Origin of the sequence: Pseudomonas sp. ok272, from assembly GCF_900109995.1 — a bacterium.
Lineage (GTDB): Bacteria > Pseudomonadota > Gammaproteobacteria > Pseudomonadales > Pseudomonadaceae > Aquipseudomonas.
Map to the genome: position 1 here is coordinate 509,841 of NZ_FOCB01000001.1, position 19,076 is coordinate 528,916.

The 19,076-nt window shown below is 58.9% G+C and carries 18 protein-coding genes, 1 tRNA gene and 1 pseudogene; 13 read left to right on the forward strand and 7 right to left on the reverse strand.

Annotated features, from left to right (window positions below):
• Positions 1-7: 7 nt before the first annotated feature.
• A tRNA-Arg gene (locus tag BMW74_RS02415) sits at positions 8-84 on the forward strand.
• 78 nt (positions 85-162) lie between these two features.
• On the opposite strand, the gene BMW74_RS02420 is transcribed toward BMW74_RS02415, so the two are convergent.
• Positions 163-651 (reverse strand): hypothetical protein, encoded by a 489-nt coding sequence (locus BMW74_RS02420; RefSeq protein WP_093413085.1) that lies wholly within the window; start codon positions 649-651, stop codon positions 163-165.
• 77 nt (positions 652-728) lie between these two features.
• Here BMW74_RS02420 and BMW74_RS02425 point away from each other — a divergent pair, with 77 nt between their 5' ends.
• Entirely contained in the window at positions 729-2,192 is a 1,464-nt protein-coding gene (locus BMW74_RS02425; RefSeq protein WP_093413088.1) for a DUF1254 domain-containing protein, read from the forward strand.
• 19 nt (positions 2,193-2,211) lie between these two features.
• Positions 2,212-3,702 carry a DUF1254 domain-containing protein gene (locus BMW74_RS02430; protein WP_093413092.1) on the forward strand — a complete coding sequence of 497 codons (1,491 nt, stop codon included), beginning with the start codon at positions 2,212-2,214 and terminating at the stop codon, positions 3,700-3,702.
• A gap of 319 nt (positions 3,703-4,021) precedes the next feature.
• On the opposite strand, the pseudogene BMW74_RS25350 reads toward BMW74_RS02430, so the two are convergent.
• Positions 4,022-4,156: pseudogene (locus BMW74_RS25350) on the reverse strand (DUF4442 domain-containing protein); the annotation flags it as partial.
• A 383-nt stretch (positions 4,157-4,539) separates the two neighbouring features.
• Between BMW74_RS25350 and BMW74_RS02445 the strand changes: the two are divergent.
• The 4 genes from BMW74_RS02445 (at position 4,540) to BMW74_RS02460 (ending at position 9,752) form a co-directional block, all read left to right on the forward strand.
• Positions 4,540-6,144 carry a tetratricopeptide repeat-containing response regulator gene (locus BMW74_RS02445; RefSeq protein WP_093413098.1) on the forward strand — a complete coding sequence of 535 codons (1,605 nt, stop codon included), beginning with the start codon at positions 4,540-4,542 and terminating at the stop codon, positions 6,142-6,144.
• Positions 6,141-6,833: a sensor histidine kinase gene (locus tag BMW74_RS02450; protein ID WP_093413102.1), complete on the forward strand. Its 693-nt coding sequence runs from the start codon at positions 6,141-6,143 to the stop codon at positions 6,831-6,833. The genes BMW74_RS02445 and BMW74_RS02450 overlap by 4 nt, the downstream gene beginning before the upstream one ends.
• Positions 6,834-7,062: 229 nt before the next feature.
• Positions 7,063-8,304, forward strand: a complete 1,242-nt coding sequence (locus BMW74_RS02455) for a glutamine synthetase family protein (RefSeq protein WP_175479142.1) — start codon at positions 7,063-7,065, stop codon at positions 8,302-8,304.
• 71 nt (positions 8,305-8,375) lie between these two features.
• Positions 8,376-9,752, forward strand: a complete 1,377-nt coding sequence (locus tag BMW74_RS02460; RefSeq protein ID WP_093413108.1) for an MFS transporter — start codon at positions 8,376-8,378, stop codon at positions 9,750-9,752.
• A gap of 59 nt (positions 9,753-9,811) precedes the next feature.
• Here BMW74_RS02460 and BMW74_RS02465 read toward each other — a convergent pair whose 3' ends face one another.
• From BMW74_RS02465 to flgA, 4 genes are all read right to left on the reverse strand, one after another.
• Positions 9,812-10,564, reverse strand: a complete 753-nt coding sequence (locus BMW74_RS02465; protein ID WP_093413111.1) for a flagellar brake protein — start codon at positions 10,562-10,564, stop codon at positions 9,812-9,814.
• Between the two features lie 95 nt (positions 10,565-10,659).
• Entirely contained in the window at positions 10,660-11,127 is a 468-nt protein-coding gene (locus BMW74_RS02470) for a flagella synthesis protein FlgN (protein WP_093413114.1), read from the reverse strand.
• Positions 11,128-11,174: 47 nt separating this feature from the next.
• Positions 11,175-11,501 carry a flagellar biosynthesis anti-sigma factor FlgM gene (flgM, locus tag BMW74_RS02475; protein WP_093413117.1) on the reverse strand — a complete coding sequence of 109 codons (327 nt, stop codon included), beginning with the start codon at positions 11,499-11,501 and terminating at the stop codon, positions 11,175-11,177.
• Between the two features lie 152 nt (positions 11,502-11,653).
• On the reverse strand, positions 11,654-12,415 hold the full coding sequence (gene flgA / locus BMW74_RS02480) for a flagellar basal body P-ring formation chaperone FlgA (protein WP_093413120.1): 762 nt from the start codon (positions 12,413-12,415) through the stop codon (positions 11,654-11,656).
• 81 nt (positions 12,416-12,496) lie between these two features.
• Here flgA and BMW74_RS02485 point away from each other — a divergent pair, with 81 nt between their 5' ends.
• From BMW74_RS02485 to flgE, 6 genes are all read left to right on the forward strand, one after another.
• Complete coding sequence (locus BMW74_RS02485) at positions 12,497-13,462, forward strand: chemotaxis protein CheV (RefSeq protein ID WP_093413123.1); 966 nt, start codon at positions 12,497-12,499, stop codon at positions 13,460-13,462.
• Positions 13,463-13,474: 12 nt separating this feature from the next.
• Positions 13,475-14,302: a protein-glutamate O-methyltransferase CheR gene (gene cheR / locus BMW74_RS02490; RefSeq protein WP_093413126.1), complete on the forward strand. Its 828-nt coding sequence runs from the start codon at positions 13,475-13,477 to the stop codon at positions 14,300-14,302.
• Positions 14,303-14,552: 250 nt separating this feature from the next.
• Positions 14,553-14,960, forward strand: coding sequence for a flagellar basal body rod protein FlgB (gene flgB, locus BMW74_RS02495; protein ID WP_093413129.1), 408 nt, complete (start codon positions 14,553-14,555; stop codon positions 14,958-14,960).
• Between the two features lie 4 nt (positions 14,961-14,964).
• On the forward strand, positions 14,965-15,408 hold the full coding sequence (gene flgC / locus BMW74_RS02500; protein WP_093413131.1) for a flagellar basal body rod protein FlgC: 444 nt from the start codon (positions 14,965-14,967) through the stop codon (positions 15,406-15,408).
• Between the two features lie 15 nt (positions 15,409-15,423).
• Complete coding sequence (gene flgD, locus BMW74_RS02505) at positions 15,424-16,149, forward strand: flagellar hook assembly protein FlgD (protein WP_093413134.1); 726 nt, start codon at positions 15,424-15,426, stop codon at positions 16,147-16,149.
• 31 nt (positions 16,150-16,180) lie between these two features.
• The gene (gene flgE, locus BMW74_RS02510; protein WP_093413137.1) at positions 16,181-17,539 is read left to right on the forward strand and encodes a flagellar hook protein FlgE; all 1,359 of its coding nucleotides are present in this window, start codon (positions 16,181-16,183) and stop codon (positions 17,537-17,539) included.
• Positions 17,540-17,608: 69 nt separating this feature from the next.
• On the opposite strand, the gene BMW74_RS02515 is transcribed toward flgE, so the two are convergent.
• On the reverse strand, positions 17,609-19,042 hold the full coding sequence (locus tag BMW74_RS02515; RefSeq protein WP_093413140.1) for a M48 family metalloprotease: 1,434 nt from the start codon (positions 19,040-19,042) through the stop codon (positions 17,609-17,611).
• Between the last annotated feature and the right edge of the window lie 34 nt (positions 19,043-19,076).

A 19,076-nucleotide genomic window follows, 5' to 3' on the forward strand; every position in this document is an offset into this window, starting at 1 on the left:
GGTCTGTGTCTCAGTAGCTCAATTGGATAGAGCATCCCCCTCCTAAGGGGAAGGTTGGCAGTTCGAACCTGCCCTGGGACACCATATAATTCAAGGCCTCTAGCTATTAAAGCGACGAGAGATAAACATTCATGGGTGCAGGATGGGTGCAATTGCTAACCTTCAGCTCATGAAAATGCCCTCAGGGGACAGCCCTCCGAAGGTGGGGGCGCGTGGGTTCGAATCCCGCTTGGTGCACCAAATTGATGTTTCTAGTTGTCTTTCGATGGCTACGTAACTCGCCGCAAAGCCCGCCCTGTGCGGGCTTTGTTGTTTCTGCTTGTCTACCTTTTGGGTCGAGGTTCCATACTGATGAAGGGACAACCATTTGACCGCCAGATTCTGCCGATGCTGGTCGGCAGATGTAGGTCGGTTGCTGCCCTTCGTGACAGGCAGAAACCGGCCGACTCTGTTGAAAAAGTCGGCTCGCCCAAACGGCCTGGTCATTGACTGGTTAAAATGCCTTCTTTGCACACGGCTACGTGAAATCTGAGTCCGGAAGCCTCTGCCGAAAATAAAGATTTCAATCTCGAACGCATTCTTTTCTGCTGCGGAATCCATGGTCGACTTTTTCAACAGAATCGGCCAAAAGCTGACGTTCAAGCCGATCAAGCGTCACCCCGCCAAACTTGAGCTATCTTTCCTGCGACTCACCAGCAAAAGGTGATCCCGCAAGTAAGGATGCTTTTATGAATCAATCGGCCCATCGCCTGAACCTGTTCGCACTGACGCTGCTCGGTGCATTGGCAACCACATCCCTGCTGGTGCCACCCAGCTACGCTGGCGAAGCTGCCGTTGCCGGGCCTGTCGCCGGCACCAAGGTCACCGAACCCTATGTGCGCATGATGGCGCGCGAAGCGTATTTTTGGGGTTGGCCGATGGCCAATATTTTCAACCGTCGCCAGGCCTTCAAAGACCTGCCCGAACCGGGCTTGATGGGTGGCATCGTTCCGGTCGCGCCGATCAATCGACTGTCGATGCTCAGTGATTACATTGATCCGGCGGAACGGCTGGTCGCATGCCCGAATCAGGATGTGGTGTACGGCGCGGGCAGCATCGCGCTGGATCTGGAACCGGTCGTGCTGCAAGTGCCGGACTTCGGCAGCCGTTTTTGGGTGTATCAAGTGGTGGATCTACGCTCCGATAGCTTTGCCGAACTCGGCAAGATGTACGGCAGCAAACCCGGCTTCTATCTGCTGGTTGGCCCTGACTGGAATGGCAAGGTGCCTGCGGGCATCACCAAAGTCTTTCGGGCACGTACCAGCACCGGCTTCGTGATTCCCCGAGTGTTCCAGGATGATACCGCAGCCGACCGCACAGCTATTCAAGCGTCGCTGTCGGGCGTGGACATGTACCCGTTGTCGCAATACGACGGCAAGGTCAAACACCGGGACTGGGCGAAACTGCCAAAATTCCCGGCGCAGGCGGCGGGCAGCGGCGAAACCAAATGGGTGATGCCGGAGAAATTCTTCGACGAGTTGCCGGCGCTACTCAAGGACGCCAAACCGTTGCCGGGCGAAGAAGCCCGCTACGCGCAGATGGCCACCCTCGCGGCCATCGCCAAGGCTGATCCGCAACTGAAGGCGGCGATGATCGATGAAGCGAAAAAAGCCGACAGCGAAGTGATCGATCCGCTGTTGCAGTTCCGCAACTATGGCCTGCAACTGCCGGATCACTGGAGCACCATCAGCAACGGTGCAGCGTTTGGCACCGACTACTTCAGCCGTACCGCCGTGGCGCGCTCGAATATTTTCGTCAACCAACAGAAAGAGACCAAATACTTCTATCAGGACTTGGACAAGTCCGGTACGCGTCTCAATGGGCAGAACAGCTACTCCGTGACCTTTGCTAAGGGGCAACTGCCGCCGGTTAAAGGCTTCTGGTCGCTGACCCTGTACAACGAGCAGCACTTCTTTTCCCCGAATGACCTTAAGCGCTATTCGATCGGCACCAAGAACAAATCACTGCAGGCCAATGCCGATGGTTCGTTGACGATTTACGTGCAGAGCGAATCACCGGGCAAGGACAAGGAAAGCAATTGGCTGCCGACGCCCCAAGGTGCTGATTTCTCGCTGTACATCCGCGCCTACTGGCCTGAACCGGCCGCGCTGAATGGCCAGTGGGTGCCCCCAGCCGTACTGAAAACCAATTGACCAGAACAGGACGTTCGCGATGAGCACATTTGCAAAATCACTGACTGCAACGGGCCTGGCCATCTCGATCAGCCTCAGCGCCCAGGCGGCCACGCACTATGAACAGTTGGCCGATCTGCCTTTTGCCGGCGGCTATCCAACACTGGAGGGCGTGGCGCAACTGCAAAACGAATTGCTTTTCCAGCGTGCCGTGCAGTCGTACATCTGGGCACTGCCGGCGTTGAACATGTACGCCATGAAAGAAGGTTCGGAAAAAGCCTTCGGTGCCGGCTACAACGTGCTGCCGATCTGGAAGGACCGCCTCAACGCCAAGACCCGCGTCACCACGCCAAATTCCGACGTGATCTATGCCATGGGCTATCTGGATCTCAAGCAGGACGGCCCGATGGTGATCGAAGTCCCGCCAGGCTTGCAGGGCATTCTCGATGACTTCTTCCAACGGCCGATCTGCTCCGAGGGCCAGATCGAAGGTCGCCAATGGTGTGGTGATGTCGGGCTGCCGGGACCGGACAAAGGCAAGGGTGCCAAGTATCTGGTGCTGCCACCGGACTACAAGGGCGAGGTACCGCCGGGCTACCTGACTTACCGCTCGCGCACTTACGGTGTGTTCGTGTTCTGGCGCGGATTCTTCAAGGACCCGAAACAACTGGAGGCACCGGTCGCAGTCATGGAGCAGACGCGCATCTATCCGCTGGGCAAACAGGCCACGGCCAAAGCGATGGAATTCCCCAACGCCTCGAAAACTCCGGTCAACATGCTCTACCCCTCCGACGGCAGTGCGTTCGACATGCTGTCGCGGTTCATCGATCACGAATACGTTGACCCGCAAGACATGGAAATGCGCGGCATGCTCGCCGCTCTGGGTATCGTTAAAGGCAAACCGTTCAAACCGGAGCCAGCCACCCGCGACCTGCTCGACAAGGCAGCGAAAACCGCCAGCAAGATCGGCCATGCCATTTCCTACACGCCGCAAACCATTGTCGCCAATGGCACCTGGTATCCGGATCGCAAGTGGTTGAACGTATTCCCCGGCAATGCGACGTTCACCGCCGACACCTTCAATTACATCGACCCGCGCACCGGTTTTTTCACCAACGCCTACTCGGCCAGCCCGGGCATGGCGGTGAACATGGAAAGCGTCGGTGCCAAGTACCCGGCCACCTTCGTCGATGCCAAAGGCCAATTCCTGTCCGGCAGCAACAGCTACTCGCTGAACCTGCCCAAAGGCATTCCGGCGGCATTGTTCTGGTCGGTGACGGCGTATGACTCGATCACTGCGTCAGGTCTGGATAACGGCCAGCCGTTCCCGTCGCTGAACACCATGGACAAGCCCGTCACCAACGCCGACGGCTCGATCGATGTGCATTTCGGCCCGAACTCACCGGGCGCCGGCAAAAACTGGATCAAAACCCTGCCGGGCGAAGGCTACTTCGTGATTCTGCGGTTATATGGCCCGACCAAGGCGTTCTTCGACAAGGCATGGAAACCGGGGGATTTGATCAAGCAATGATCTGAACTGCGTCTGAACGACATGAGTGCATTCATGTCTTCGGCGTTCTTGGCCGACAGCTTTGGGTCGATTCTGTTGAAAAAGTCGACCATGGATTGCGCAGCAGAAAAGAATGCGTTCGAGATTGAAATCTTTATTTTCGGCAGAGGCTTCCGGACTCAGATTTCACGTAGCCGTGTGCAAAGAAGGCGTTTTAACCAGTCAATGACCAGGCCGTTTGGGCGAGCCGACTTTTTCAACAGAATCGGCCAAAAGCAGACATTAAAAGATTACCGCGACCAGCCACTCAGGGCTCAAGCGTCTGGTCGACGGGGCCTAATTAACCAACCTTCACATTCATGGTGATGCGAGCGGTAAATACCTTTACGCCGCCCTCGTCGAAAATATCGACTGGAACGACCTTGTCTCCCGACGTTGCCCAGTCGATTTCGCCGCCACCGGCAATCGCATGGATGGAGCAGCAGCGTATCCACGCTCAAAAAGAAGGCCCCGCGCTGATCGATCAGACGGGGCCTTTTTGTTGCTTCATTCGCTGACTCCACTTGGGTTTCATGTGCAGGCCTGGGCCGAGTATGCGGTGATCCTGGTGTTGACGTGATGCCGCACGCCACCTCTCTTGCGCGTTCGCGCGCGGCCAATGAACAGTCCCGTACACCTTGTTGAAGTCGCGGTGACTCCGATGGTTACGCGATTGTTTGACGATCTCTTCAAGAGAACACCCGCTCTGGCCGATAGCCTGTTGGGCTGCTGTTCTGCGCAATTGGAGCCGGACGGTCAAGCCGGGCCGGTCCTGGGCTGCGCCTTTGGGTTCATCTTTTTAATTGCCTGGAATCTTCGATGCTGGCGTACCACCAAAAGAGCTTCTTGATCGTCGATGATTTCTCGGATTTCCGCAGTTCGGTCAGGTCGATGCTGCGTGAGTTGGGCGTCAAGGATGTAGACACGGCCGACACGGGCGAGGCGGCGTTGCGCATGTGTGCGCAAAAGCGCTACGACTTCATCCTCCAGGACTATCACCTGGGTGACGGTAAGAAGAATGGTCAGCAGGTGCTTGAGGACCTGATGATCGAGAAGTTGATCAGCCACGAAAGTGTCTTTCTGATGGTCACCGCCGAGAGCAGCCAAGCCATGGTGCTCAGTGCCCTTGAGCACGAGCCGGACGCGTACCTGACCAAGCCGTTCAACCGCGCCGGGCTGGCCCAACGGCTGGAGCGGCTGGAGCAGCGCAAGACCTTGCTCAAGCCGATCCTGCAAGCGCTGGATCGGGGCAAGCCGGTAGAAGTGCTCAACGCTTGCGTCGCGTTGTGCCGCCAGGACCCGCGCTTTTCCCCGCTGTGCCTGCGCTACCGCGCCGATGCACTGCGCGACATGAACCAGAACGAAGTGCTGGAGCGCTTGTACAACAGCATCCTGGCTGATCGCCCGTTGCCTTGGGCGTATGTCGGCCTGGGGCGGTTGCTGTTCAAGCGGGGGCAGATCAATGAGGCCAAGGCGTTGTATGAAAAAGCCCTGAAGGTCTTCCCGTTGATGCCAGGCTTGTATGACGGTCTCGCTGATGTGCTGGTGGCGCAAGGTGATACCAAGGCCGCACAGAGTGTGCTGGAGGAGGCGGTGCGTCTTTCGCCGCTGGCGGTACGTCGGCAATCGTTGCTGGGCAAACTGGCCATGACCAACGAAGACTTCGACAGCGCGGCCAGGGCCTATCGCCAGGCGGTATCGCAAGGTGCGCAGTCACGCTTCAAGGACCCGGAAAGCAATCTGGGCCTGGCCCATGCCCTGATCAGCAAGGGCAGTGAGCGGGGCCTGGATACCCGCACTCGCCTGGAAATCAACCAGACCTTGAGTGCGGTGGCCAAGGACAACATCAATGATCCGGGGTTGCAGATCCGCGCCCGCCTGATGAAAGCCACCAGCCTGTTGATCAACGATGCCGAGACGGCGGAAAAGCTGACCGAGCAGGCGCTGATGCGCCTGGATGGCATGGAGCAGTTCATGAGCCCCGAAGCGGCGTTACTGGTGGCCAAACAACTGAAAATGCTCGGCCAGGCCGACGCCGGTCATTCGATGTTGAAGAGTTGCGCGGAAATCTACGGCGACGACCCGCAGGTGATGCAGGGGATTGCCAAGCAGACCGATGATCCGGCGATTCTCAACTCCGGCAACGCGGCGGCGGATCTTAACCGCCAGGGTGTACGCAGCTACAAGGCTGGCACCCTGACCGAGGCCCGGGAGCTGTTTCGCGGTGCGCTGCTATTGCAGCCCAAGAACATCAGTATTGCCCTGAACATGGCGCAGTCGCTGTTGCACGGCGCTGATGCCAGCCTCGACCCGGCGCTGCTGGAGGAGTGTCGCGCCTGCTTGAAGCGGGTTGGGTTGATGCCCGAGAGCGACCCGCGTTATTCGCGATATCAGAAGCTCAAAAGCAAGGCATTTGGCGAATGAATGAAGCTGACCAGGGGCTGGATTTTTCCACGGTGATTGCCTCCACCGTCCATGACATGAAGAACTCCCTCGCTGTGCTGATGCAGGCGCATGGTCAATGGTTGGCACGGTTGCCCGAAGCACAGCCGCAACATCCGCAGCAGGGTGTGATCGACTTCGAGTTCGCTCATCTCAACAGCATGCTGGTGCAGTTGCTGGGGCTGTACAAATTGGGGGTCAATCAGTTGCCGTTACGGCCCGACTACCATGAGCTGGACGATTTTATCGAGGCGCAATTGGCGGCGCACCAGGAGGTGTTCAAAAGCCGTGGCCTGGTTGTGACGTATGAGGTCGACCCCTTGAGCCCTCTAGGGTTTTTCGATCGTGAGTTGATCGGTACGGTGCTAGCCAATGCCATCAACAACGCAATCCGATACGCCCGCCACTCATTGCTGATCAGCGTGGGTGAGGAGACCGGCCAACTGGTGCTGGCGATCAACGATGATGGTGAAGGTTATCCGGCCCAGATGATCGAACGTCAGGCTGATTACGTACAGGGCATCAACCCGGCCAGTGGCAGTACCGGCCTGGGCCTGTACTTTGCCGCGCGCATCGCTCGATTGCATCAGCGAAATGGGGTGCTCGGGCGGACCGAAATCAGCAATGGCGGTCCCTTGGGTGGCGGGTTGTTCAGTCTTTATCTTCCTTGAGTCCTTGCGAGCAGGCCGGCTAGGGCGCGTGCCCCGGTATTTTTCCGGGGTGTGCTTGATATTCTGAACGGCTGATGCCTATTTTGTACGGGTCGCCGTTCCCGGCTTGAACAACAAGGATAGCGTCATGACGACCGATGGCCAGAGTTCACTCGCACAGCGATTGACCGGCATTGATGAGATCGAATGTGTCACGCCGGACCTCAATGGCGTGCCGCGTGGCAAGGTAATGACGGCTGAAGGTTTCCTTGAGGGACGGCGGTTGCAGATGGCGCGCGGGGTGCTGCTGCAGTGCATCATGGGGGGATATCCACCGGCACGTTTTTACGGCAGTGACGATGGCGACCTGGCGCTCAATGCCGATCCACAACAGATCCATCGCTTGCCATGGAGCAAGCAACCTCGGGCCCTGGCCATCTGTGATGCGGATGAGCTGAGCGGCGAAAGCTCGCGCCTGTCCACCCGCGGCCAGTTGAAAGCGGTGATTGCCCGTTATGCGGCACGCGGCTTGGCGCCGGTGGTGGCGACCGAGATGGAATTCTTTGTGTTTGCCCCGAACGCCGACCCGAGCCAACCCTTCCAGCCGCCTGTTGGCCTGGATGGACGTCGCGAAGAGGGGCATAGCGCATTCAGCGTCAGTTCCAACAACGGCTTGCGACCCTTCTTCAATGAGGTCTACGAGTGCATGGCTGCGCTGGGTCTGCCGCGCGATACCTTCATGCATGAAATGGGCGTCACTCAGTTCGAGATCAACCTGCTGCACGGCGATCCCTTGTTGCTGGCCGACCAGACGTTCCTGTTCAAGCACCTGCTCAAGGAAGTGGCACTCAAGCATGGCTTGATCGTGGTGTGCATGGCCAAGCCGCTGGCCCACACTGCTGGCAGTTCGATGCATATCCACCAGAGCATCGTCGAGATCGGCACGGGACGTAATGTGTTCAGTGACGACGTCGGGCAACCTACGGCGATGTTCCGCCACTTCATTGGTGGCCAGCAGGCTGGCATGGCGGATTTCACCGCGTTGTTTGCGCCGAACGTGAACTCTTATCAGCGTCTGTGCCATCCTTACGCGTCACCGAACAATGCGTGCTGGTCCCATGATAATCGGGCCGCTGGATTGCGGATCCCGGCCAGTTCTGCGGCTGCTCGTCGGGTCGAAAACCGCCTGCCGGGCGCCGATGCCAATCCGTACCTGGCCATTGCGGCCAGCCTGGCGGCGGGGTTGCACGGGATCGAAAACGAGCTCGAACCGACTGCGCCGATCCAGGGTGAGTTCGAGGTACCGGAGAGTTTGTCACTGCCGTGTACCTTGCATGCGGCGCTTGAGCGTCTGAAGCGTAGCCAGTTGGCGAAGGAGTTGTTCGGCAAGGAGTTCATCGATGGCTACATTGCGTCGAAGACCCTGGAGTTGGCCAGTTACTTTGATGAAATCTCCCCCTGGGAACGGCGTGTTCTAGCTGCCCAGGCCTAATCGACCCGTCGCCGCCAGGCTGTCGTTGACGCTAGCCTGGTACTTACCGCAAGGAGCCGCTCGGAACGCCGATGCGCCTAATCTGGAAATCCTTTCGCGCGCTGTATTTCTCTTCGCTGATGATGCTGATCGGCTCGGGCCTGTTGAGCACTTACCTGGCGTTGCGCCTGGCAGCTGACCACGTCGATGGCTTGTGGGTCGGTGCCTTGATGGCGGCCTACTATTTCGGCCTGGTGTTGGGCGGCAAAATCGGTCATCGGTTGATTGCCCGGGTCGGGCACATCCGCGCCTACTCGGCGTGCGCCGGGATCGTTGGCGCCGCCGTGCTTGGGCACGGCTTGATCGACTGGCTGCCGGCATGGCTGGTACTGCGAACGGTCGTCGGTCTGGGCATGATGTGCCAGTACATGGTGATCGAGAGTTGGCTGAACGAGCAAGCCGAGACCAAGCAGCGAGGGATGGTGTTCAGCGGCTACATGATCGCGTCCTATCTGGGGCTGGTGCTGGGTCAGTTGATACTGGTCATGCACCCGGCGCTGGGGTCGGAGCTATTGATGTTGGTGGCACTGTGTTTTGCCTTGTGCCTGGTCCCGGTGACCTTGACCCGACGTATTCACCCGGCGCCCCTGCATCCGGCACCGATGGAACCGCGCTTTTTCATGAAGCGCGTTCCGCAGTCCCTCAGTACGGTGCTGGGCGCTGGCTTGATCGTGGGTTCGTTTTACGGTCTGGCGCCGCTGTATGCCACACAGCAAGGGCTGTCTACCGAGCAAGTCGGTTTGTTCATGGGCAGCTGCATCTTTGCCGGGTTGGTGGTGCAGTGGCCGTTGGGGTGGTTGTCGGATCGTTATGATCGGGCGCTGCTGATCCGCAGCTTTGCCATCTGCCTTGCCGTCGCGGCGCTGCCGTTGGCGATCATGCCGCAGGTGCCCCTTGAAGTGCTGTTCATCGCCGGGTTCCTCTGCTCGTTGGTGCAGTTCTGCCTGTACCCATTGGCGGTGGCGTTCTCCAACGACCACGTCGAGGGGGATCGGCGGGTCTCGCTGACAGCGATGTTGTTGGTGACCTATGGCATAGGGGCCAGCATCGGGCCGTTATTGGCGGGTGTGCTGATGAAGTTTTTCGGTAGCCAGATGCTGTACGCGTTCTTCAGTTTTTTCGCCCTGGTGCTGGTATGGCGGATTCGGCCAAAGGCGGTAACCAACCTGCATCAGGTCGACGACGCACCGCTGCAACACGTCGCGATGCCGGAAAGCATGTCCAGTTCACCGCTGGTGGCGGCGCTTGATCCGCGGGTGGATGAGCAGGTGGTGCAGGACCAGATGCAGTCCGCCGTCAGTCCTGAGTTGGACCCCGAAACTGAACCAGGCCCCGAGACCGACCTGGATGACGCCGATCCACCGCCCGATCACCCAGGGCCGGAAAGCTTTACCAGGGCCAGGCCTTAAACCGGGCATAAAAAAACGGGCAGTCACCGCAAGGGGCTGCCCGTTTTTTTGGGGTTGGATCAGAGATCGTCTTTGTCGAACCGGCGCGCTTCACGCTGCAACTGATAGACGAAACGCTCAACCTGGCGCTGCACCAGCCCGCTCATGTTGTGAAAGCGTACACCGGCGAATGTGGTGTCGATTTTCTCTTCATGGTGCAGATAGCGCAGCTCAACCGGAGCGCTCATGCCGCCGAAGGGCAGGGCAGCCACGAAGCGTTCATACACCTGGCCCAGTTGCAGGCCGCTGGAGCTGGCAATGTCGCCCTCAAAGCGCAACTTGCAACCGGTCGCCGAGATGTCCAGCAGCTTGCCGGTCAGCGGCGTCTTGAGCTTGTCGCCGCCCAGTTCGATGTTGACCAGTTGCGCCAGTTTCAAGGCCGCACGAAAGGCATTGCGGCGCTGGTGGTAAACCACTTCGGTGGGCAGTGTGCCGCGGTAGCAGCGACCGTTGTTGGACTCATCGATGGTCAGCGGACCGTTGCTTTCCCAGGCGATGCGTACGCCCTCGTGAAAGCCTTCAACCCGGAACGGCTCACCTGCCAGCAGATAGCGTTCACCATCGCGGGGGATCATTTCATCGAGCGCGAGCAGGTTGCTTTCGCGATCGATGTCGACCAGGTAGCTCTGGAAGCGCTGGTTGCGTTCATGAAAAGTAATGATCAGGGGATCATGGCTCTCTTGCAGCATTCGCAGGTTGCTAGCGATTTCCAAGGGGGTGGCAAGCACCTTGGGTGGCTGCGGAGCTTCTTCCGCGCTTGAGGCGTTGAACACGGTTTATCAATCTCCAGACAGGATACGGTCACACGCAAGAGCCAGCATTCTGCCAGCATGTTCGGTGCCTTGATAGAGCACGCTTGATGAAGAGCTCAAGCCTGGCTGAGTGGGCGAGGCTTCATGACCATGGCCGTTGAGCCGCGAGCGTCATACAGGGTTGGAGACTCGCCCCCGTTGAGGATCTTCAGTTGATTGGCGGTAGTGGCTTGTTGCACCTGAATCGACTGGCCATTGCGCTCATTGGCGGCCTGGCAGTCCTGGAGCAATTGATTCAGCACATCACTTTGGCTCAGCAGTTGATCGCCGATGCTGGACTGGGCAGCCAGTTGCTCCAGGCCACTGCGGTTGGTTGGCAGGTTGAGGCTGGCAAGTATTTCGCTGCGGCGGCGGCCATGTTGTTCCAGCAGGATGATCAAGCCTTGCTTGCGCGCCAGAATGCTTTCGAGCAACGGCATGTCGCGCCCGTGCAGTGCGAGGGATTCGCTGTTGAGCAACTCCAGCAACTGTTGAGCTGGAGCAAGGTCGTCGATGATCAGTTGCAGTAAATTAGTGTCGTGCATGGCTGGCCTTGGGGTTTAAGCGTCCAAAAGCCTGCGCAGGCCTTTGGCTAGCGCTGGGCTTCGAAGTTGAGCAATTTGCTGGCTACGCGGTTGCTGTCGACCTTATAGCTGCCATCGGCAATCGCTGCTTTCAACTCGGCCACGCGGGCTTTGTCGACGGCAGGCTGATCGGCCAGCTTGTCAGTGAGCTTTTGCAACTGCTGCGCCTCGTGACTGAGGTGTACCGATTCTCCGCTCTTGCTGGCCCCGACCTGTTCGGCCTGAGTCGGCAGTGGTGCGGTTTTAGCGGTTTCGCCGGTGTCCTGGCTGGCGCTGGCACGCGTGCTGCTGGTGAGCGTAGAGGAACTGTTCAAACGGCTGAAATCGATGACCATGATGTAAAAAACCTCTGGGAATTTGGACGCTTGCCATGTTTTCGGCACTCCCCGGGAAAACTTTAGGCTCAATTCTTGGGGAGCCCGGGCACGTCAGTATCAGCCCTGCATGAGGAGCAGTTTAGGGAAAGGGCCGATGCTGCGCCAGTGATCTACATGGCGACTTCCACTTGCCCCGGCGCGGTGACTTGCGCCTTTATCACGCGTTGCGAGTTGAGGTTCTTGACTCGGATCTGTTCGTTCATGCCGCCATTGGTCAGTGCTTCACCGGGCATACGCACGCTGAGCGTACCACTGCGGGCTGTAATGACCACTTGGTCGCCCTTGCGCACCACTTCCGCCTGTTCCAGGTGGACCAGGGTAATCACCTGATCGTTGACCATTGGTCGGACAAGTTTCTGCCCGATCGCTTGGTCGACATCGGTCATGTACCCCTGGTTGATCAGGCTGATATCGCGCTCGCGCATGGCCACGTCGCCAGGCTCGATGATCCCGGCGCGCTTGAGTGGCCGGGTGGTGGTGACGACGTCGCGAAACAGGCGGACTTGAGCGGGCACGAAGACGGTCCAGGGGGAGGCGCCGTCGCACCGGACCTTCACGGTAACCCGTCCGATTGGCTTGGCCGGGCTCTCCAGAGTGGCTGTCAATTCCTTGTCGCAAGCAGGCAGGCGCAGGCGTGGATCGAGCTTGTTGACTTCGATTTCGTAGCGGCCTTCGGTTTGACTGGTGGCCAGGTAGTCTTCTACGGTGAACTCAAGAAAGCCCTGAGTGACGCCGATAAGTAGATCAGGCAACGTAACCGGCTCGGCCAGGGCAGGGTGGCTGGTGCCGAAAAGGCACAGGGCTGCCGTTGCGCAGAGCCATCGGCGGCCTGCTGAGGTCAGGTGTCGGAAAAATGTCGGGTTTGGTTTCATGGCAGTTAAAAAGCAAGCGCCGTGCCGTTTAGTGATTAATGTGCGTCGCAACACACTTAGCGTTGGTTTTGGGGAGTGAGCATGGCGGGTGTAATGGACTCGGTAAACCAGCGCACGCAACTGGTAGGGCAAAATCGCCTGGAGTTGTTGCTGTTTCGTCTCGACGGGCAGCAGCTCTATGGGATCAATGTGTTCAAGGTTCGGGAGGTGCTGCAGTGCCCGAAGCTGACGTTGATGCCCAAATCCAATCCTGTCGTGTGCGGTGTGGCCAATATTCGTGGGGCAACCATTCCAATTCTGGACCTGTCCATGGCTACCGGCTCCGGCAGGTTGCAGGACCAGAGCAATCCCTTTGTGATCATTACCGAATACAACACCAAGACCCAGGGGTTCCTGGTGCGTTCGGTGGAGCGGATCGTCAACATGAACTGGGAGGAGATCCATCCGCCACCCAAGGGGACGGGGCATGAGCACTACCTGACGGCGGTGACGCGGGTCGACAATCAATTGGTCGAAATCATTGATGTCGAGAAGGTGTTGGCGGAAGTGGCGCCAGCCCCGGAAGCGATCTCCGCCGGTGTGGTGGATGTCGAGACCCAGCACAAGGCATTGTCGTTGCGGGTGCTGACGGTGGATGACTCATCGGTGGCGCGCAAGCAGGTCTCGCGCTGCCTGCAAACGGTGGGGGTTGAGGTTGTCGCGTTGAACGACGGCCGACAGGCGCTGGATTACTTGCGCAAGCTGGTCGAGGAAGGCAAGAAGCCGGAAGAAGAGTTCTTGATGATGATTTCCGACATCGAAATGCCTGAAATGGACGGCTACACGCTGACGGCCGAGATACGCCACGACCCTCGCATGCAAAAGCTGCATATCATCCTGCATACTTCGTTGTCGGGTGTTTTCAATCAGGCGATGGTCAAGAAAGTCGGCGCAGATGACTTCCTGGCCAAATTTCGCCCTGATGACTTGGCATCCCGGGTGGTCGACCGGATCAAAGCAGCAGACAACAGCCCGGGGGTTTCTCCCCTGGCGGTCAACACGATTTAAGAGGCGGTATCATTGTCTACGGGTAATTTGGATTTTGAACAGTTCCGGGTCTTCCTGGAAAAAGCCTGTGGCATTTTGCTCGGTGAAAACAAGCAGTACCTGGTGTCGAGCCGTCTTAACAAGCTGATGGAGCAGCAAGGTATCAAGTCGTTGGGTGAGTTGGTCCAGCGTATCCAGGCCCAGCCACGCAGCGGCTTGCGCGAAATGGTGGTGGATGCAATGACCACCAACGAAACCCTGTGGTTTCGTGACACCTACCCGTTTGAAGTCTTGAAGAACAAAGTGTTGCCCGAGGCGATCAAGGCCAGCCCCGGCCAGCGCCTGCGCATCTGGTCGGCGGCCTGCTCATCGGGGCAGGAACCGTATTCGCTGTCGATGTCGATCGACGAGTTCGAGCGCGTCAACATGGGGCAGTTGAGGATGGGCGCGCAGATCGTTGCCACTGACTTGTCCGGTACCATGCTGACCAACTGCAAGAGCGGCGAGTACGACAGCCTGGCCATTGGTCGTGGCCTGTCGTCGGAGCGCTTGCAGCGTTACTTCGACCCCGCAGGGCCGGGCCGCTGGGCGATCAAGGCGCCGATCAAGGGCCGGGTGGAGTTCCGCTCGTTCAACTTGCTGGACAGCTACGCCGGCCTGGGCAAGTTCGACATCGTGTTCTGTCGCAACGTGCTGATCTACTTCTCGGCCGAAGTGAAGAAGGACATTCTCTTGCGCATTCACAGCACGCTCAAGCCGGGTGGTTATTTGTTCCTTGGTGCCTCCGAGGCATTGAACGGTTTGCCGGACCACTACCAGATGGTTCAGTGCAGTCCTGGAATCATCTACCAGGCCAAGTAAGGGTATGGCGCTTCAAGCAGAGCGGGAGTCCTCAGGGGCTCCCGTTTTTTTTGTGTCTTCCCCTGGCCTTCCTTGTAGGGAGGGCGACAGGCGGCAGAAAAGCGGCAGCCGACGGTCATTTGTTGCCGCTTTTCTGGCATTGACGCCTTGCCACTGCGCCCAAAGCCCCGGTTTGTAGGGGGTGGCGAAACTGGCACGGGGCTTGCTATATCCCTGTTACGAAAAATCAGGTCATCCAAAGGTTTGCGCCATGAGCATCAGCTTCGACAAAGCGCTCGGTATCCACGAACAAGCCCTGGGCTTCCGCGCCCAGCGTGCCGAAGTCCTGGCCAACAACATCGCCAACGCCGATACCCCGAACTACAAGGCTCGGGATCTGGACTTCTCGGCAGTCCTGGCCGCGCAAAGCGACAAGAGCAAGAACGGCACGTTTGCCTTGAACATGACCAACAAGCGTCATATCGAAGCGCAAGGCTTGAGCGGTGGTGACGAGTCGTTGCTGTATCGCACGCCGATGCAACCCTCGATTGACCAGAACACCGTGGACGCGCAACTGGAGCAATCCAGCTATGCCGAAAACGCGGTGAACTTCCAGGCCAGCTTCACGCTGCTCAACAGCAAATTCAAAGGGCTGATCTCGGCCCTGCGCGGAGAGTAATCGGATGTCTCTTTCCAGTGTCTTCAACATTGCCGGCAGCGGCATGAGTGCCCAGACCACTCGCCTGAACACGGTGGCCAGTAACATCGCCAACGCCGAGACAGTCTCTTCGAGCATCGACCAGACCTACCGTGCCCGGCACCCGGTGTTCGCCACCATGTTCCAGGGCGGCCAATCGGGCGGCAGTGATTCGCTGTTCCAGAACCAGGACGCGGCGGGCCAGGGTGTCCAGGTGCTGGGTGTGGTTGAAGACCAAAGCAATCTTGAGGCGCGCTACGAGCCGAACCATCCAGCGGCTGACGCCAAGGGCTATGTGTTTTACCCCAACGTCAACGTGGTTGAAGAAATGGCAGACATGATCTCCGCCAGCCGCTCGTTCCAGACCAACGCGGAAATGATGAACACCGCCAAGACCATGATGCAGAAGGTCCTGACCCTCGGTCAGTGATAAGGGGCAACTCAGATGAGTGTTACCGATACCACCAGTGGCCTGAGTCTCAAGGACATTCTCGCGAATTCCTCGAAGAAGACCGTGACCCCCAACAACGATGGCCTGGCGGCTGCCACCAACGGCAAGACCGGCAAGAATGAGCTGGGCAAGGACGCGTTCCTGCAGTTGCTGGTCACCCAGCTCAAGAACCAGAACCCGCTCGACCCTCAGGACAACAGCGCCTTCGTGGCCCAGTTGGCACAGTTCAGTAGCCTGGAAGGCATCACGACGCTGAATTCGTCGGTGAACAACATCGCCGGGACGTTCAACTCCTCGCAAGCCTTGCAGGCCTCGTCGCTGGTAGGGCGCTCGGTGATCGTGCAAGCCGGTTCCGCGTATGTCGACACCACCAAGAGCATGACTGGCACGGCCGTCATGCCAACTTCGGTGGGCGCGTCCACGGTGACCGTCACCGACAAGGACGGAAAGGTGGTCAAGACCATCGACCTGGGTTCCCAGGCAGCGGGCAAGGCAAGTTTCGTCTGGGACGGCACCAATGCCGACGGCGAGAAAGTCGATCCGGGGACTTACACCTTCAAGGCCAGCGCGCAGATCGACGGCAAGGCTACCGACTTGATTACTTACCTGCCGGCAACCGTCAACAGCGTGACCGTCAGCCAGACCGGCGGCGAGATGATGTTGAACCTGGCCAACATGGGCTCCATCGCCCTGTCCAAAGTACAAACGATTGGTCTATAGCGCCGGCTAATGCGGCATTAAGGAGTGGAATATGAGTTTTAATATCGGCCTTAGCGGTCTCTATGCGGCCAACAAACAACTGGACGTTACCGGCAACAACATCGCCAACGTCGGCACCACCGGCTTCAAATCCTCGCGTGCTGAATTCGAAGACGTCTACTCGGCCACCAAGCTGGGTAGCGGCAGCAAGACCATCGGCAATGGTGTACGCCTGGCCAACGTTTCCCAGCAATTTGGCCAAGGTGACGTGACCAACACCGGCAACGTGCTGGACATGGCCATCCAGGGCTCGGGGTTCTTCGTGCTCAACGACAGCGGCTCGCTGACCTACACCCGTGCCGGTGCCTTCAGGGTCGACAAGGATGGCTTCATCACCAACGGCACCGGTACTGCTCGCCTGCAGGGCTACGGCGTCGATGCCAACGGCAAGATCATTAATGGCGTGCTCAGTGACCTGAAGATCGACCAGTCGAACCTGGCGCCGAAAAGCACCGGTTCCATTGCGTCCCAGATCAACCTGAACTCCAGCAAGTTGCCGATTGATCAGACCACCACGGCGTTCGACCCGACTAAGATCGACACCTACACCGAAATGTTCAGTACGCCGATCTATGACAGCCAGGGCAACCAGCATTTCATGGACCAGTACATGGTCAAGACTGGCGCCAACACCTGGGAGACCTACACCCTGATAGATGGTCGCAATCCTAACGGCGACGCCTATGTGCCTGCTGATCCCAAGGCCACGCCACCGACTGCCAGCAACCAGGCACCGATGACCCTGACGTTCGGTTCCGACGGCAAGCTGCTGGGTATTGCCGCGCCTACGCCGGCAACCGATAGCCCGTTTACGATTAGCGGTAACTCGATCGTCATGGGTGCTGGCGTCTGGACGCCAGGCAAGGTTACTGATGGCGTATGGACGGCGAACGGCGCAGCCGGTAACCCGGGCGGTGTTGCCAACAACTTGACCAGCACCACCCAGTTCAATGCCCAGAGCACGCGTAACCTGCCGACTCAGGACGGCTATGCCACCGGCCAGATCACCAACCTGACCATCGACGGCACCGGCACCCTGTTCGCCAACTTCAGCAACAGCCAGTCCAAGGCCATCGGTCAGGTCTCCCTGGCCAGCTTCAACAACGAGCAGGGTCTGCAACCGGTGGGCGGTACCGGCTGGAAAGAGACATATTCCTCCGGTTTTGCCGCGTATGACACTGCTGAAACCGGTACCTTGGGCTCAGTGGTTTCCAACTCCCTGGAAGACTCCAACGTCAACCTGACCAACGAGCTGGTCGACCTGATCAAGGGCCAGAGCAACTACCAGGCGAACGCCAAGACTATTTCCACCCAAAGCACCATCATGCAGACCATCATTCAGATGACCTGATGCTGACGGGCTAATACCCGCCGTGCAAAAAAAAGCCCCTCATCGAGGGGCTTTTTCGTGGGGCGGGTGTCAGCCCATCATGTCCTTGATCAGGCGCTCCTGCTCCATCAGTTCGCGCTGGCGCGCATCGATGCGAGAGGACAGTGGGAAGTTGCTGCCGGCTTTGCGCTTGGCGAAGTCCAGTTGCTGGATCGCCTGGCGGTAGTCGCCCACCAGTGCGAAATACTCGGCGCGTGCCTGGTGCAGGCCAATGATGTTCCCGGACAGGCCGCGAGTTTCGGCAACCATGTACCACACGTCCGGATCGTCCGGGCGGCTCTTGAGCAGTGCTTCCAGGGCTTTCTCGGCGTCGGCGGGGCGGTTTTGCTTGAGTAGCAGGTCGACGCGCACCTGGTTCAGTGGATAGTTGCGAGGATACTGGGTGAGCAACCGGTCCACCCGGCTCTGGGCTTCAGTCAGTCGATTGCTGGTCGAGTCGAGGTCGACCTGGGCCAGGTTGTAGATGATTTCGTTGGGCGCCTTGGCCAGCAATGGCTTGAGGTTTTCGCGGGCGTCATCGAACTGCCCGCCCTTGATCTGGGCGATGGCCAGGCCGTAGCGGGCCACGTCGTTCTTCGGGTTTTCATCGAGCTGGGCGCGAAAGCGCTTGGCGCCAAGGCCTGGGGTTTCTTCGTAGATCAGTTGCACGCGTGCGCGAATCAACTGATAGGTCATGCTGTCTTCCCGGCCGCCCGACGGTGCCTGTTCGGCGCGGTTACGGGTGTCGGCGATCCGCGATTCGGTGACCGGGTGAGTCAGTAGGAATTCCGGCGGCTTGGCATCGAAGCGGTACTGGCGCATCAGGCGCTCGAACATGGACGGCATCGAGCGTGGGTCGTAGCCGGCCTTTTCCAGGTTGAGGATGCCGATACGGTCGGCCTCCTGCTCGTTTTGGCGCGAGAAGCGTCGCTGTTCCTGGATGGCGGCAGCCTGGGTGCCGGCAATGGCGGCGATCCCGGCGTCACCGGCGCCGGCAGCGGCCACGATGATGCCGGCGAGCAGGGCGGCCATCATCGGTACTTGCATGCGTTGCTGGGCTTCGACGCCCCGGGCGAAGTGGCGTTGCGACAAGTGAGCCAGTTCGTGGGCCAGTACCGAAGCGTATTCGCCTTCGGTCTGGGCATTGAGGAACAGGCCGCCGTTGACCCCGACGATCCCGCCGGGCGCGGCGAAGGCGTTGAGTTGCGGACTGTCGATCAGGATGAACTCAAGGCGCCGGTCGTTGAGCTGGCTGGTCTCCACCAGTTTGTAGACGCTGGTTTCAACGTAGTTCTTGAGCTGTGGGTCATTGAGTTGCGACACCTGGCTGCGCAGCATGGCCAGCCAGGCGCGACCCAGTTGGTGCTCTTGTTGCGGCGAGACGATGGCTGAACTGGCATCACCCAGTGACGGCAGGTCGTCGGCGAAGCCTGGTGAGGCAAGCAGGCAGGCGAGCGTCAGCAGCGTGGGGCGCAGAAAAGTCATGCACAGGGCCTTAGTCGACAAAGACCTTACTGTA

What these genes read in the sequence shown, in the direction of transcription:
- BMW74_RS02485 (WP_093413123.1), top strand. Translation starts at nt 12,497, where the DNA reads ATGGCGGGTGTAATGGACTCGGTAAACCAGCGCACGCAACTGGTAGGG.
- BMW74_RS02455 (WP_175479142.1), top strand. Translation starts at nt 7,063, where the DNA reads ATGACGGCTGAAGGTTTCCTTGAGGGACGGCGGTTGCAGATGGCGCGC.
- BMW74_RS02460 (WP_093413108.1), top strand. Translation starts at nt 8,376, where the DNA reads ATGCGCCTAATCTGGAAATCCTTTCGCGCGCTGTATTTCTCTTCGCTG.
- BMW74_RS02425 (WP_093413088.1), top strand. Translation starts at nt 729, where the DNA reads ATGAATCAATCGGCCCATCGCCTGAACCTGTTCGCACTGACGCTGCTC.
- BMW74_RS02445 (WP_093413098.1), top strand. Translation starts at nt 4,540, where the DNA reads ATGCTGGCGTACCACCAAAAGAGCTTCTTGATCGTCGATGATTTCTCG.
- flgE (WP_093413137.1), top strand. Translation starts at nt 16,181, where the DNA reads ATGAGTTTTAATATCGGCCTTAGCGGTCTCTATGCGGCCAACAAACAA.
- flgD (WP_093413134.1), top strand. Translation starts at nt 15,424, where the DNA reads ATGAGTGTTACCGATACCACCAGTGGCCTGAGTCTCAAGGACATTCTC.
- flgA (WP_093413120.1), bottom strand. Translation starts at nt 12,415, where the DNA reads ATGAAACCAAACCCGACATTTTTCCGACACCTGACCTCAGCAGGCCGC.
- flgM (WP_093413117.1), bottom strand. Translation starts at nt 11,501, where the DNA reads ATGGTCATCGATTTCAGCCGTTTGAACAGTTCCTCTACGCTCACCAGC.
- BMW74_RS02470 (WP_093413114.1), bottom strand. Translation starts at nt 11,127, where the DNA reads ATGCACGACACTAATTTACTGCAACTGATCATCGACGACCTTGCTCCA.
- BMW74_RS02515 (WP_093413140.1), bottom strand. Translation starts at nt 19,042, where the DNA reads ATGACTTTTCTGCGCCCCACGCTGCTGACGCTCGCCTGCCTGCTTGCC.
- BMW74_RS02450 (WP_093413102.1), top strand. Translation starts at nt 6,141, where the DNA reads ATGAATGAAGCTGACCAGGGGCTGGATTTTTCCACGGTGATTGCCTCC.
- flgB (WP_093413129.1), top strand. Translation starts at nt 14,553, where the DNA reads ATGAGCATCAGCTTCGACAAAGCGCTCGGTATCCACGAACAAGCCCTG.
- BMW74_RS02430 (WP_093413092.1), top strand. Translation starts at nt 2,212, where the DNA reads ATGAGCACATTTGCAAAATCACTGACTGCAACGGGCCTGGCCATCTCG.
- flgC (WP_093413131.1), top strand. Translation starts at nt 14,965, where the DNA reads ATGTCTCTTTCCAGTGTCTTCAACATTGCCGGCAGCGGCATGAGTGCC.